Here is a 12608-nt window from a genome sequence, read left to right as displayed (position 1 = left end):
AGTCGAGAAGGTCCTTGCCGTAGTAGCGGAGCAGGTCCGCTTCGAGGGCCTCGGCGTGTTCGTCGACGAACTCGACGAGGCTCAGCCTTCCCCCAGGCCGAGCCCGGACTCCTTGCCGTAGGCCTCGAGGATCGCGGCGATGTCCTGCATCGTGACGTCGTGCTGCTCGAAGCGCGTGAACTGCTTCTCACCCAGGAGGAGTCGCAGCAGACCGTCCACGTCGTTGTCGTCCAGCTTGCGCAGGCTCTTGGCCGCGGCGCGGGAAAGTTCGGTGGGAAGGGTGTACGTCTCGCCGTCCAGCTCGAAGGACCAGGTGCGCCCGAGCGCTTCCTGGCGCTGGGCGCGGGCCGCGTTGACGTCGAAGCCTGCCATGGTGATGGGTCTCCTCTGGGTGAAGGGAAATGCGAAGAAGAAGGGGTGGGGGCGGGGCGGCCGGGTGGGCCGCCCCGCCCCCGTCAAGGGCTGGATCAGCCGGCGGCGTACGCGCTGTCCTTCATGATGAAGCTGGCCAGCGGCTTGTCGTCGCCCGAGTGCAGGGCGGTGAAGGTGACGCCCAGCGTGGAGGCCGACTTGCGGGCCAGCTTGATGTCGTCGGAGGCGGTGACCTGGCCGCGCGGGATGTAGAAGCGGTAGGTCACGACGGTGCCGTTGCTCGCCTTGGTGTCGGTGAACTCCATGCCGAGGGCGCGGGTGTCCGCCTTCGGGGAGTCGGCGATGTCGTAGCGGTAGATGCCGTTGGACGGGGTCGCCTCGTCGGCCACCGCGCCACCGCCCATGAAGAACGGCAGCGTCAGCTCGTTGAACTGGAGCAGCGAGAACTTCAGGGACAGGTCCCGGTCGGAGTACGTGAAGTGGACCGGGCTGACGGCCTGCCACGAGTCGACCGGCTCCAGCTTGTCCTTCTTGGAGAAGGTGACGCCGTCGGCGGTGGTGTAGCCGAGGTCCTTCCAGTTGGCGCCCCAGTCGGTGTCCGGAGCACCGGTGAAGGCGGTCGGAAGGGCCGTACCGGCGGCGGCGACGAAGAGGCGGCCGCTACCGGCGACGCGGATCTCGGACGAGTTTCCTGCCATGGTGATGCTTCTCCTTATATAGAGGTCTGCCGCACCGGACCGCGGGGGTGTCCGGGTCCGGGTACGGCAAAGGCCCCGCCGGACGGCAGGGCCTTGGTCTGTGGGGGCGTCAGAAGACGCTCAGGGACACCTGGAGCACGCAGGTGTAGCGGTTGGCCGCGGTGTAGAGGTAGTCGGGCAGCCAGCGCGGGCCGTCGTACTCGACGACGTCGGTGAAGGTGTTCACGCCGACCCGCTTGCCGAGGGTGGCGAGCAGGGCGCGGCGCGCGGCGTTGGCCAGGGTGTGGGCGGCCGCCTTGCTCGGGCCGTACACCTCCAGCTCGATCAGCGGCATGTCGACGTGCAGGTCACCTGTCCAGGCGCCGCCGCGGCGGTTGACCAGGACGGCCGCCTGCGTGCCGTTGAAGCCGGCGGGCGGCTCCACGGCGACGGTGGCCGCGGACAGCGCGGGGTCGGCCTTGAGGACGTCGACGACCAGGGCCTCGACGTCGGGGAAGGCACTCGGGGGAGTGGTCACGACGGATCACCTCAGCTGGTGGGTGGCGGGGATGCCGGGCGGTGCCCGAAGGGGGGGCGGGGGACGGGCACCGCCCGGCGGGGGGAGCGGCCGGCCGCCGCCCGTCCTGCGGGCGCAGCTCTGCCGCTGCACCAACTGTGACACGTTGCGTGCGCGCGCGCAACAAGTTCGGGCGGTCGGTTCTTACGAGCTGCCCGCGCGGCTCTTTCCGTACGGGTCCCACGCGCGCCCCCTCGTACGCACGAACGCCGGATGCCCGGCCTCCACGGGGGAGACCGGGCATCCGGCGTTCGTATGTACGGGCGGTACCGGGCACTGGGTGCGGGTGGCGCGGGGTCAGGCGGGGAGGCGCCGGCTGGCGGCGCGCTCGGCGGCGAACACGTCCTCCAGCCGGAACAGCTGCGCGCGCCCCGCCTTGCCCGCCGCCGTGAGCCGGCCCAACTGGACCCACTTGCGGATGGTGGCCGGGGCGACCCCGGCTTCGTGGGCGGCCACCGGGCCGGGGATCAGGGAGGGGAGCGGGGAGAAGGAGGAGATCACTGCGGGGTGCCTTCCATCGCGGAGTCGAGTTCCTCGGTGCGGCAGCCCGATTCGGCGGCCAGCGTGGCCCACTCGGTCTCGGGCCACAGGTGGCGGTAGGCGGGATCGTCGTGGCAGCCGCAGTCCTCGGCGGTGCACCGGCAGGCCGGGTTCACGCACAGCACGGCACGGCGGTCGGGGAAGGCGCGCAGCGAGACGGAGTCGCACCAGGGGCAGCGCCCCGAGACCCGCACCACCTGCTCGGTGTCGCCGAGCACGCGGGCGCAGCGGCGGGCCATCCGGCGGGTCTCGTCGCGCACGTGCCGTGCCAGGACGGGCTGCGCCTCGATCTCGGCCAGCAGCCCGGCGAGGCGCCGCAGCCGCTCCGGCACCGGCGCGCGGCGGGGCCGCGGGATGCCGAGCCGGGCGCACACGGCCTCTTCCAGCTCGACCACGCCGTCGGTGATGTCCCGGATGGTGTCGGACACGTGCAGCCGGACCGGGGCGGAGCCGTGGCCGGGGACCGCCAGGCCGTGGCGCTGCTGGAGAAGCAGCGCCTCGCGCCGCTCCTCGCGGACGAGCTCGTCGTCGCGCGGGGTGCGGGGGGCGGGCACGTGGAAGGAGGAGGGGGCGGCGCGGCCGGGGGCCAGCTCCTCGCACAGTTCGGGGAAGTGGCGGATCAGCGAGGCGATCCACAGGGCGGTGTGGCCGGTGCTGCGGTCAGACACGGGGGCTCCCGGAGGACGAGGCGAGGGCGGCGGGCCGGCCGTTGCGCCACAGGCGGCCGCCGCAGACCCCGTCGAACCAGCTCTGGGCCGGTGCGACGGCCTGCTCGCACTCGCGCCGGACGGGGCAGACGGCGCAGGCGCGCAGGGCGGGGGCCGCGACCTTGGCCCGCTTGGTGAAGACGACGGCGGGCGGGAGGCCGGCGCAGGCGGCGGAGTCCTGCCACGGCCAGGGCACGGCGGGCGAGGCGGCGACCGGCACGGCGGTGGGCGCGTCGACCCGCGCGGCGGTGGACGCGGCAACGGGCACTGCGGCGGACGCGACGGGCGACGCGGCGGTCGACGCGGGCGTGGATCCGGCGGTCGGGTGGACTGGGGACGGGGCAAGGGGCATGGCGACTCCGCGGGTGTGACGGCCGTGGCTCACGGCGGAGCCACTGTGACACGTTGCGTGCGAGCGCGCAATCAAGACCGCCTGGGGCAGCCCCTAGCTCCGTATGTGATGGATTCGTGGAAGACGTAATTCCGTGCGCGCAAGCACGTTAAAGTGTGTTGTCATGGTGCGGACTGCGGATTGCGGACTGAGGAGCGGCATATGAGCACTCTCGAACTGGACGCGTTCGCGGCCTGGGTGGAAACCCTGATGCGGCAGCGCGGGTACGACATCGACAGCCCGCGAGGCGGCGGCAAGTCGAGGATCGCGGACGAGGCCGGGGTGCACCGTGCCGCCGTCACCCGGCTGCTCCAGCGCCAGAGCATGCCCGACCTGGAGACCATGCGCCGGATCGCCCCGCTGCTCGGAGTCTCGGTGCGCGACATGCTGATCCGCTCCGGCCGGGTGGCCCCCGAGGAACTCCCGCTGACCTCGCAGGACCTGCCCCCCGGCGGCCGCCGGCCCACCATCGAGGACTTCGCCCAGTGGCTCGGCGTCCCCGAGGCCCGCCGCGAGGTCTTCGTCAAGGTGGTCAGCCAGTTCCTGGAGCCCGACGCGGCCCCGGGCGAGGTTCCCGCCGAGGCCCCCGCCGACGTACCGGCCGCCGCCGAGGCCCGCCGCCGGGCCCGGGACTGACGCGACGCCGCGAGGCGCCACACGCAGGGCGCGGTACCGCGGGCGGAGGTCGGGCGGAACCGGCCGCTGCGTCCGGCTTGCGCCCGGTGTGTTTTCGTGCTGGGCATTTGTTTTGACCTACCTCTGTGAGGTAGGTACGCTCTGACCTTGTGCCTGGGGTGTGCCCTGGGCTCCCGCGTGTGCTTGAGACCCCGCGGTGAGCCGAGAAGACCACACCGCGATCCGCGCCCTCTTTCACTTCGGTGAAGGCGTGCAGGATCCGACACACCCGACCGCGTGGGTCGGCAAATGTTCCAGGTTAGCTTCACTAACGGCACACAGAAACCGGAGAAGTAGTGCCTACGATCCAGCAGCTGGTCCGTAAGGGCCGGCAGGACAAGGTCGAGAAGACAAAGACCCCCGCGCTTGAGGCTTCGCCCCAGCGTCGCGGCGTCTGCACGCGTGTGTTCACGACCACCCCGAAGAAGCCGAACTCGGCGCTGCGCAAGGTCGCGCGTGTGCGTCTGACCTCTGGCATCGAGGTCACCGCTTACATTCCGGGTGAGGGACACAACCTGCAGGAGCACTCGATCGTGCTCGTGCGTGGTGGCCGTGTGAAGGACCTGCCGGGTGTTCGTTACAAGATCATCCGCGGTGCGCTTGACACCCAGGCTGTCAAGAACCGCAAGCAGGCCCGCAGCCGCTACGGCGCCAAGAAGGAGAAGTAAGAATGCCTCGTAAGGGCCCCGCCCCGAAGCGCCCGGTCATCATCGACCCGGTCTACGCATCTCCTCTGGTGACCTCGCTCATCAACAAGATCCTCCTGAACGGCAAGCGCTCCACCGCCGAGCGCATCGTTTACGGCGCCATGGAAGGCCTCCGCGAGAAGACCGGCAACGACCCGGTCATCACGCTGAAGCGCGCGCTGGAGAACGTCAAGCCGTCCCTCGAGGTCAAGTCCCGCCGTGTCGGTGGCGCGACCTACCAGGTCCCCGTCGAGGTCAAGCCGGGTCGCCAGTCGACCCTGGCCCTCCGCTGGCTCGTGGGTTACTCCCGCGCCCGTCGTGAGAAGACCATGACCGAGCGCCTCATGAACGAGCTGCTCGACGCCTCCAACGGTCTTGGCGCTGCCGTCAAGAAGCGCGAGGACACGCACAAGATGGCCGAGTCCAACAAGGCCTTCGCGCACTACCGCTGGTAGTCCCACCCCACATCGAGACCGAGAGAAGACCGAAGCCTTATGGCTACCACTTCGCTTGACCTGGCCAAGGTCCGCAACATCGGGATCATGGCCCACATCGACGCGGGCAAGACGACCACCACCGAGCGCATCCTGTTCTACACCGGTGTGTCTTACAAGATCGGTGAAGTCCACGACGGCGCTGCCACGATGGACTGGATGGAGCAGGAGCAGGAGCGTGGTATCACCATCACGTCTGCCGCGACGACCTGCCACTGGCCCCTCGAAGACGTTGACCACACGATCAACATCATCGACACCCCGGGTCACGTCGACTTCACCGTCGAGGTGGAGCGTTCGCTCCGCGTCCTCGACGGCGCCGTCACCGTCTTCGACGGTGTGGCCGGCGTAGAGCCGCAGTCCGAGACTGTCTGGCGTCAGGCGGACCGCTACGGCGTGCCGCGTATCTGCTTCGTCAACAAGCTCGACCGCACCGGCGCCGAGTTCCACCGCTGCGTCGACATGATCAAGGACCGCCTCGGTGCGGTTCCGATCGTCATGCAGCTCCCCATCGGCGCCGAGATGGACTTCCAGGGCGTTGTCGACCTGGTCACCATGAAGGCGTTCGTCTGGTCCGCCGAGGCGACCAAGGGCGAGATGTACGACATCGTCGACATCCCGGCCACGCACACCGAGGCTGCTGAAGAGTGGCGCGGCAAGCTGGTCGAGACCGTCGCCGAGAACGACGACGAGATCATGGAGCTGTTCCTGGAGGGCAACGAGCCCTCCGTCGAGCAGCTGCACGCCGCCGTCCGTCGCATCATCCTCGGCTCCGGCAAGGGCAAGGGCGAGCCCACGATCACCGCGGTGTTCTGTGGCACGGCGTTCAAGAACAAGGGCGTTCAGCCCCTGCTCGACGCCGTCGTCCGCTACCTGCCGTCGCCGCTGGACATCGAGGCCATCGAAGGCCACGACGTCCGCGACGCCGAGGTCGTCGTGAAGCGCAAGCCTTCCGACGAGGAGCCGCTCGCGGCGCTGGCGTTCAAGATCATGAGCGACCCGCACCTCGGCAAGCTCACCTTCGTCCGGGTTTACTCGGGCCGCCTGGAGGCCGGCACTGCGGTGCTGAACTCCGTCAAGGGCAAGAAGGAGCGCATCGGCAAGATCTACCGCATGCACGCCAACAAGCGTGAAGAGATCGCCGCGGTGGGCGCCGGTGACATCGTCGCCGTCATGGGCCTGAAGCAGACCACCACCGGTGAGACGCTGTGTGACGACAAGAACCCGGTCATCCTGGAGTCCATGGACTTCCCGGCCCCGGTCATTCAGGTCGCCATCGAGCCCAAGTCCAAGGGTGACCAGGAGAAGCTGGGTGTCGCCATCCAGCGTCTCGCGGAGGAGGACCCCTCCTTCCACGTTCACTCGGACGAGGAGACGGGCCAGACCATCCTCGGCGGTATGGGCGAGCTGCACCTCGAGGTGCTGGTCGACCGTATGAAGCGCGAGTTCAAGGTCGAGGCCAACGTCGGCAAGCCGCAGGTCGCGTACCGCGAGACGATCCGCAAGGGCGTCGAGCGTCACGACTACACCCACAAGAAGCAGACCGGTGGTACCGGTCAGTTCGCCAAGGTGCAGATCGCGATCGAGCCCATCACCGAGACCGACGGTCCGGCGTACGAGTTCGTGAACAAGGTCACCGGTGGCCGCATCCCGAAGGAGTACATCCCTTCGGTCGACGCGGGTGCGCAGGAAGCCATGCAGTTCGGCATCCTGGCGGGCTACGAGATGACCGGCGTCCGCGTCATTCTTCTCGACGGTGGCTACCACGAGGTCGACTCCTCCGAGCTCGCGTTCAAGATCGCCGGTTCGCAGGCCTTCAAGGAGGCCGCGCGCAAGGCTTCTCCCGTGCTCCTTGAGCCGATGATGGCCGTAGAGGTCACCACGCCCGAGGACTACATGGGTGACGTCATCGGCGACATCAACTCCCGCCGTGGCCAGATCCAGGCCATGGAGGAGCGTCACGGCGCTCGCGTCGTGAAGGGCCTCGTGCCGCTTTCGGAGATGTTCGGCTACGTCGGAGACCTCCGCAGCAAGACCTCGGGTCGCGCCAGCTACTCGATGCAGTTCGACTCCTACGCCGAGGTTCCCCGGAACGTCGCCGAGGAGATCATCGCGAAGGCCAAGGGCGAGTAACTCTTCGGAGTTCACGCTTTAGGCTTGCCACCGGAGCCTCTGGGGCAACAGGAGTCACCTCCCGTTGCCCCGGGGGAACCGGCTATCCAGCAAAGATCACCTGGCGCCGATCTGTAAGGCGTACAGAACCACTCTCAGGAGGACCCCCGTGGCGAAGGCGAAGTTCGAGCGGACTAAGCCGCACGTCAACATCGGCACCATCGGTCACATTGACCACGGTAAGACGACCCTCACGGCCGCCATTACCAAGGTGCTGCACGACAAGTACCCGGACCTGAACGCGGCTTCGGCCTTCGATCAGATCGACAAGGCTCCTGAGGAGCGCCAGCGCGGTATCACCATCTCGATCGCGCACGTCGAGTACCAGACCGAGGCGCGTCACTACGCCCACGTCGACTGCCCGGGTCACGCGGACTACATCAAGAACATGATCACCGGTGCCGCGCAGATGGACGGCGCGATCCTCGTCGTCGCCGCCACCGACGGCCCGATGCCGCAGACCAAGGAGCACGTGCTCCTGGCCCGCCAGGTCGGCGTTCCGTACATCGTTGTCGCCCTGAACAAGGCCGACATGGTGGACGACGAGGAGATCCTGGAGCTCGTCGAGCTCGAGGTCCGTGAGCTGCTCTCCGAGTACGAGTTCCCGGGCGACGACCTTCCGGTCGTCCGCGTCTCCGCGCTGAAGGCGCTCGAGGGCGACAAGGAGTGGGGCGACAAGCTCCTCGGCCTGATGGACGCCGTCGACGAGGCGATCCCGACCCCGCCGCGTGACACCGAGATGCCGTTCCTCATGCCCGTCGAGGACGTCTTCACGATCACCGGTCGCGGTACGGTCGTCACCGGCCGTATCGAGCGTGGTGTCCTCAAGGTCAACGAGACCGTGGACATCATCGGTATCAAGGAGCAGAAGACCACCACCACGGTCACCGGCATCGAGATGTTCCGCAAGCTCCTCGACGAGGGCCAGGCGGGCGAGAACGTCGGTCTGCTCCTCCGTGGCATCAAGCGCGAGGACGTCGAGCGCGGCCAGGTCATCATCAAGCCCGGTTCGGTCACGCCGCACACCGAGTTCGAGGCCCAGGCCTACATCCTGTCGAAGGACGAGGGTGGCCGTCACACCCCGTTCTTCAACAACTACCGCCCGCAGTTCTACTTCCGTACCACGGACGTCACGGGTGTCGTCACCCTGCCGGCCGGCACGGAGATGGTCATGCCGGGCGACAACACCGAGATGTCGGTCGCGCTGATCCAGCCGATCGCCATGGAGGAGGGCCTGAAGTTCGCCATCCGTGAGGGTGGTCGTACCGTGGGCGCCGGCCAGGTCACCAAGATCACGAAGTAATTCGTGTTCTGACCTGGTAGCTCGCTCAGGCGGGCACCAAGTTGCACTGAAGGGCCCCGTCCCACCGCTTCGGCGGTGGGGCGGGGCCCTTCGGCGTGCGGGGGCCGTCCCTCTTTCGGGTGCGCAGCGGATGCCTCCCGGGGCGCGGCGCGCGAGGCTGCGGTCAAGGGCAGACTTCACCGCACAGACGAGGACCGAGTCATGTTTGAACACGGAGGCGGCAGGCTCCGGCGCATCGGCGTCATCACCGGGACGGCGCTGCTGCTCACGGCCACGGCCACGGCCTGCTCGGCGGGCAAGACCACCGTGGGCACGCTCACCTTCCGCGCCCACGACTCCCCGGTCGAGGTCACGTACTCGAACACCCCCGTGCAGGGCTGCCACAAGATCCTGCTCCCGCGCGGCGCGGCCCACGTGGAGAACGGCAGCCTGGTCGACGTGGTCATGTACCGGACGCCGAACTGCCAGAAGACGGACCGGGCCGAGGGGATCTACGTCGCGACCAACATGTCGAACGTGACGGCCCCCGGCAGCCTCCCGTGGCGGAGCTTCTCCGTCGTCCACTGACGAGAAGAGGGCCGCCCCGTGCGCACGGGATGCGGCCCTCCACTCGCACGGCGGCCGGTCAGCTCGCGGGGAGCGACTCGTCGAGCAGCTGCAGGAGGTAGTCGCCGTAGCCGCTCTTCGTCAGCGGCTCGGCCAGCGCGCGCAGCTGCGCGGAGTCGATCAGGCCGGCCCGCCAGGCCGCCTCCTCGACGCAGCCGATCTTGAGACCCTGGCGCTCCTCGATCACGCGGACGAACTCGGAGGCCTGCACCATCGAGACGAAGGTGCCGGTGTCGAGCCAGGCGGTACCCCGGTCGAGGATGGTCACGTTCAGCTCGCCGGCCTGGAGGTAGGCGTCGTTGACGGCGGTGATCTCCAGCTCGCCGCGGGCGCTGGGCGTAAGGCCCCGGGCGATCTCGACGACGCGGTTGTCGTAGAAGTACAGGCCCGGCACCGCGTAGCGGGACCTGGGCCTGACCGGCTTCTCCTCGATGGAGATGGCCTGGCCCTGCCCGTCGAACTCGACGACGCCGTACGCGGTCGGGTCCGCCACCGGGTACGCGAACACCCGGCCGCCCTTGGCGCCGGTGTGCCGCGCGAGGCGGGTGCCGAGGCCGCTGCCGTGGAAGATGTTGTCGCCGAGGATCAGCGCGACGGACTCGTCGCCGATGAAGTCGGCACCGAGGACGAACGCCTGGGCGATGCCTTCCGGACGCTCCTGGACGGCGTACTCCAGACGCAGGCCGAACTGCGAGCCGTCGCCGAGGAGCCGCTCGAACTGCTCGCGGTCGTCCGGGGTGGTGATGATCAGGATCTCGCTGATCCCGGCCATGACCAGGGTGGAGAGCGGGTAGTAGATCATCGGCTTGTCGAAGACGGGCAGCAGCTGCTTCGAGACCGCCCGGGTGAGCGGCCAGAGCCGCGATCCGGTGCCGCCGGCCAGGAGGATTCCGCGCATGGGGATGACCTAAGGGAGAGGGGTGCGGGGGAGCCTGGCTCGTGACACGCCATTCCGGGGTCCGCCAGTCTCCTCTAGACTCCTCGTATTATGCGCATCCTCGTGACCGGCGGCGCCGGCGTCATCGGATCAGGATTCGTCCGCAACCGGCTCGGCACGGATTTCGCGACGGTTGCCGGCCACCCCGGTCACACCCTCGCCACGGTCCACGTCAAGGCCGATCCGGCTGTGCGGGGATGAGGGCCGACCCCGGCGCGGGGCGCTGGCTCGTCACCGGAGCCGCTGGAATGCTCGGCAGGGACGTCCTGACCGTGCTCGGCGATGCGGGCATCGAGGCCATCGGCCTCGGACATCCCGATCTCGACGTCACCGACCCCGCTGCCGTCCGCGCCGCCGTCGAGGGCATCGCCGTCGTGGTGAACTGCGCCGCCTGGACCGATGTGGACGGCGCCGAGACCGCCGAGGCGGCCGCCACCGCCGTCAACGGCACCGGCGTACGCATCCTCGCCGAGGCCTGCGGCGACGCCGGAGCGCGCCTGCTGCACGTCTCCACCGACTACGTGCTGCCCGGCGACGCCGATCACCCGTACGACGAGGACGCCGCGACCGGCCCGGTCAACGCCTACGGGCGCAGCAAGCTGATCGGCGAGCACGCCGTCGCGGAGCTGCTGCCGAAGGACGGCTACGTGGTCCGCACCGCGTGGATGTACGGCGAGCACGGCCCGAACTTCGTCGCCACGATGCTGAAGCTGGCCGCCCAGCGGGACACCCTCGACGTGGTCGACGACCAGCACGGGCAGCCCACCTGGTCCTACGTACTGGCCGGCCGCCTGGTCGAGCTCGGCCTGGCCGCCCTGGAGGGCCGCGCCCCCGGCGGGGTCTACCACGGCACCGCGAGCGGCCAGACCACCTGGATGGGGCTGGCGCGGGAGGCGTACCGGCTGAGCGGCCTCGATCCCGAGCGGATCCGGCCCACCAGCTCGGCGGCGTTCGTCCGCCCCGCGGTCCGTCCGGCGTTCAGTGTCCTTGGTCACGACCGCTGGGCGGAGGCCGGACTGGAGCCGCTGGCGGACTGGCGGGAGCAGCTCGCCGCGGCGATCGTCCGACCGGCCTTCGCTGACCTGCTGCGATCTCCTTCGCAGGGCTGAGCGGGAGCAGCAGGTCACCTTCACCCGAACGTCATCCGGTCGTGCCGGGACCGCATTCTCGGGGGCCCCGGTGGCGTCATCAGGTGCCATATGCTTGTCCAACAAAACGTTGGCCCCTTCGCGCGAAAGGCGCCGCTCGCAGTGCAACTCTCCGTCTTGACCTCCATCACGGGTCTCCTGGTGCTGGGGTACATCCTCGAACTGCTGCGCCGTCAGCAACTGCGGGAGAAGTACGCCGCGATATGGCTCGCCATCGGGCTCGTGGTCGCACCGCTCGGGTTCGTGCCCGCTCTGCTGGACCCGGTCGCCAGGGGCCTCGGCATCGCCTCGGGCGTGAGCCTGGTGCTGTTCGTCGGCTTCGTGCTGGTCCTGCTGGTCAGCCTGCACCTGAGCTGGGAGACCAGCCGGCTGGAGGCGGAGACCCGCACCCTCGCGGAGGACGTGGCGCTGATCCGCGCGCACCTCGTCCAGCAGGGCGGTTACCCCAACACGTCGCCGCGCACGGAGGACTCCGGCTCCGGCGCCACCGAGGCACAGGTGAACCCGTGAACGACGGTCGTCGCGTTCTGATCATTCTTCCCGCCTGGAACGAGGAGGAGGGCCTGCCCTCCGTCCTGCGCGAGATCCAGGAGCAGCTGCCCTACGTCGACACCCTCGTGGTCGACGACGGCTCGGCGGACAACACCGCCGAGGTGGCCCGGGCGGCCGGCTCGGCCGTCGCCCAGCTGCCCTTCAACCTCGGCGTCGGCGGCGCGATGCGGCTCGGCTACCGCTATGCGCAGCAGCACGGCTACGACGTGGCGATCCAGGTCGACGCCGACGGCCAGCACGACCCGGCGTACGTGCCGGCGCTGCTGGAGCGGCTCGCCGTCGGCGACGCCGACCTGGTGATCGGCGCCCGGTTCGCCGGGGACGGCGACTACCAGGTGCGCGGCCCCCGCAAGTGGGCGATGTCGCTGCTGTCCGTGGTGCTGTCGCGCATCACCCGGACCAAGCTCACCGACACCACCTCGGGCTTCCGTGCCTGCAACCGGCCGCTCATAGAGTTCTTCGCCCGCTGGTACCCGGTGGAGTACCTCGGCGACACCATCGAGTCGATGGTGGGCGCGGCCCGCTCCGGCTTCACCGTCCGCCAGATCCCGGTGGCGATGCGGGAACGCACCACCGGCCGCCCGAGCGCCTCGCCGTTCCGGGCGATGGTCTACCTCACCCGGGCCGGCCTGGTGCTGCTGCTCGCGATGATCCGCCGGATGCCCGAGGAGCTCAAGGCGTTCACGCCCGGGTCCCCGTCGTACACCGCGTACGAGAGGCGCAACGCCGAGCTCCTCGGTCGTGAGCTGACCAAGGCCTAGGCGGCTGACG

Annotated in this window: 17 protein-coding genes; 10 read left to right on the top strand and 7 right to left on the bottom strand. The window is 69.3% G+C overall.

Translation table 11 applies throughout. From position 1 onward, the window contains the following. Positions 1 to 81: 81 nt before the first annotated feature. The 6 genes from OG625_RS15550 to OG625_RS15525 form a co-directional block, all read right to left on the bottom strand. Positions 82 to 372, bottom strand: coding sequence for a hypothetical protein (locus OG625_RS15550; RefSeq protein WP_329380727.1), 291 nt, complete (start codon positions 370 to 372; stop codon positions 82 to 84). A 95-nt stretch (positions 373 to 467) separates the two neighbouring features. Next, a complete protein-coding gene (locus OG625_RS15545; protein ID WP_329380725.1) occupies positions 468 to 1070 on the bottom strand; it encodes a phage tail tube protein in 603 nt (200 codons plus the stop codon). Positions 1071 to 1179: 109 nt separating this feature from the next. Next, positions 1180 to 1587, bottom strand: coding sequence for a hypothetical protein (locus OG625_RS15540; RefSeq protein ID WP_329380722.1), 408 nt, complete (start codon positions 1585 to 1587; stop codon positions 1180 to 1182). 336 nt (positions 1588 to 1923) lie between these two features. Then, complete coding sequence (locus OG625_RS15535) at positions 1924 to 2124, bottom strand: hypothetical protein (protein ID WP_443067890.1); 201 nt, start codon at positions 2122 to 2124, stop codon at positions 1924 to 1926. After that, positions 2124 to 2834, bottom strand: coding sequence for a hypothetical protein (locus OG625_RS15530; protein ID WP_329380716.1), 711 nt, complete (start codon positions 2832 to 2834; stop codon positions 2124 to 2126). The genes OG625_RS15535 and OG625_RS15530 overlap by 1 nt, the downstream gene beginning before the upstream one ends. Further along, on the bottom strand, positions 2827 to 3225 hold the full coding sequence (locus OG625_RS15525; RefSeq protein ID WP_329380713.1) for a WhiB family transcriptional regulator: 399 nt from the start codon (positions 3223 to 3225) through the stop codon (positions 2827 to 2829). The genes OG625_RS15530 and OG625_RS15525 overlap by 8 nt, the downstream gene beginning before the upstream one ends. Before the next feature lie 201 nt (positions 3226 to 3426). Between OG625_RS15525 and OG625_RS15520 the strand changes: the two genes are divergently transcribed. From OG625_RS15520 to OG625_RS15495, 6 genes are all read left to right on the top strand, one after another. Continuing rightward, complete coding sequence (locus OG625_RS15520) at positions 3427 to 3900, top strand: helix-turn-helix transcriptional regulator (RefSeq protein WP_329380709.1); 474 nt, start codon at positions 3427 to 3429, stop codon at positions 3898 to 3900. 335 nt (positions 3901 to 4235) lie between these two features. After that, entirely contained in the window at positions 4236 to 4607 is a 372-nt protein-coding gene (gene rpsL, locus OG625_RS15515) for a 30S ribosomal protein S12 (protein WP_007265893.1), read from the top strand. A 2-nt stretch (positions 4608 to 4609) separates the two neighbouring features. Next, positions 4610 to 5080: a 30S ribosomal protein S7 gene (gene rpsG, locus OG625_RS15510; RefSeq protein ID WP_007265894.1), complete on the top strand. Its 471-nt coding sequence runs from the start codon at positions 4610 to 4612 to the stop codon at positions 5078 to 5080. A gap of 39 nt (positions 5081 to 5119) precedes the next feature. After that, complete coding sequence (gene fusA, locus OG625_RS15505; protein ID WP_329380706.1) at positions 5120 to 7252, top strand: elongation factor G; 2133 nt, start codon at positions 5120 to 5122, stop codon at positions 7250 to 7252. 148 nt (positions 7253 to 7400) lie between these two features. Then, positions 7401 to 8594 (top strand): elongation factor Tu, encoded by a 1194-nt coding sequence (tuf, locus tag OG625_RS15500; RefSeq protein WP_329380703.1) that lies wholly within the window; start codon positions 7401 to 7403, stop codon positions 8592 to 8594. Between the two features lie 201 nt (positions 8595 to 8795). Continuing rightward, the gene (locus tag OG625_RS15495) at positions 8796 to 9161 is read left to right on the top strand and encodes a hypothetical protein (RefSeq protein WP_329380699.1); all 366 of its coding nucleotides are present in this window, start codon (positions 8796 to 8798) and stop codon (positions 9159 to 9161) included. Positions 9162 to 9219: 58 nt separating this feature from the next. On the opposite strand, the gene rfbA is transcribed toward OG625_RS15495, so the two are convergent. Beyond that, a complete protein-coding gene (gene rfbA, locus OG625_RS15490; protein WP_329380696.1) occupies positions 9220 to 10098 on the bottom strand; it encodes a glucose-1-phosphate thymidylyltransferase RfbA in 879 nt (292 codons plus the stop codon). Positions 10099 to 10188: 90 nt separating this feature from the next. Between rfbA and OG625_RS15485 the strand changes: the two genes are divergently transcribed. From OG625_RS15485 to OG625_RS15470, 4 genes are all read left to right on the top strand, one after another. Beyond that, positions 10189 to 10338: a hypothetical protein gene (locus tag OG625_RS15485; RefSeq protein WP_329380693.1), complete on the top strand. Its 150-nt coding sequence runs from the start codon at positions 10189 to 10191 to the stop codon at positions 10336 to 10338. Further along, positions 10335 to 11246 carry a dTDP-4-dehydrorhamnose reductase gene (gene rfbD, locus OG625_RS15480; protein WP_329380689.1) on the top strand — a complete coding sequence of 304 codons (912 nt, stop codon included), beginning with the start codon at positions 10335 to 10337 and terminating at the stop codon, positions 11244 to 11246. The genes OG625_RS15485 and rfbD overlap by 4 nt, the downstream gene beginning before the upstream one ends. A 156-nt stretch (positions 11247 to 11402) precedes the next feature. Continuing rightward, positions 11403 to 11795, top strand: a complete 393-nt coding sequence (locus OG625_RS15475) for a DUF2304 domain-containing protein (RefSeq protein ID WP_329380686.1) — start codon at positions 11403 to 11405, stop codon at positions 11793 to 11795. Further along, positions 11792 to 12598 carry a glycosyltransferase family 2 protein gene (locus OG625_RS15470; protein WP_329380683.1) on the top strand — a complete coding sequence of 269 codons (807 nt, stop codon included), beginning with the start codon at positions 11792 to 11794 and terminating at the stop codon, positions 12596 to 12598. The genes OG625_RS15475 and OG625_RS15470 overlap by 4 nt, the downstream gene beginning before the upstream one ends. The last annotated feature ends 10 nt before the right edge of the window (positions 12599 to 12608 follow it).

It is taken from the genome of Streptomyces sp. NBC_01351 (assembly GCF_036237315.1).
Classification (GTDB): domain Bacteria; phylum Actinomycetota; class Actinomycetes; order Streptomycetales; family Streptomycetaceae; genus Streptomyces.
This window is presented reverse-complemented; position numbering and strand designations above follow the sequence as displayed.

What these genes read in the sequence shown, in the direction of transcription:
- OG625_RS15550 (WP_329380727.1), bottom strand. Translation starts at nt 372, where the DNA reads ATGGCAGGCTTCGACGTCAACGCGGCCCGCGCCCAGCGCCAGGAAGCG.
- OG625_RS15495 (WP_329380699.1), top strand. Translation starts at nt 8,796, where the DNA reads ATGTTTGAACACGGAGGCGGCAGGCTCCGGCGCATCGGCGTCATCACC.
- rpsG (WP_007265894.1), top strand. Translation starts at nt 4,610, where the DNA reads ATGCCTCGTAAGGGCCCCGCCCCGAAGCGCCCGGTCATCATCGACCCG.
- OG625_RS15485 (WP_329380693.1), top strand. Translation starts at nt 10,189, where the DNA reads ATGCGCATCCTCGTGACCGGCGGCGCCGGCGTCATCGGATCAGGATTC.
- OG625_RS15520 (WP_329380709.1), top strand. Translation starts at nt 3,427, where the DNA reads ATGAGCACTCTCGAACTGGACGCGTTCGCGGCCTGGGTGGAAACCCTG.
- OG625_RS15545 (WP_329380725.1), bottom strand. Translation starts at nt 1,070, where the DNA reads ATGGCAGGAAACTCGTCCGAGATCCGCGTCGCCGGTAGCGGCCGCCTC.
- rfbD (WP_329380689.1), top strand. Translation starts at nt 10,335, where the DNA reads ATGAGGGCCGACCCCGGCGCGGGGCGCTGGCTCGTCACCGGAGCCGCT.
- fusA (WP_329380706.1), top strand. Translation starts at nt 5,120, where the DNA reads ATGGCTACCACTTCGCTTGACCTGGCCAAGGTCCGCAACATCGGGATC.
- rfbA (WP_329380696.1), bottom strand. Translation starts at nt 10,098, where the DNA reads ATGCGCGGAATCCTCCTGGCCGGCGGCACCGGATCGCGGCTCTGGCCG.
- OG625_RS15525 (WP_329380713.1), bottom strand. Translation starts at nt 3,225, where the DNA reads ATGCCCCTTGCCCCGTCCCCAGTCCACCCGACCGCCGGATCCACGCCC.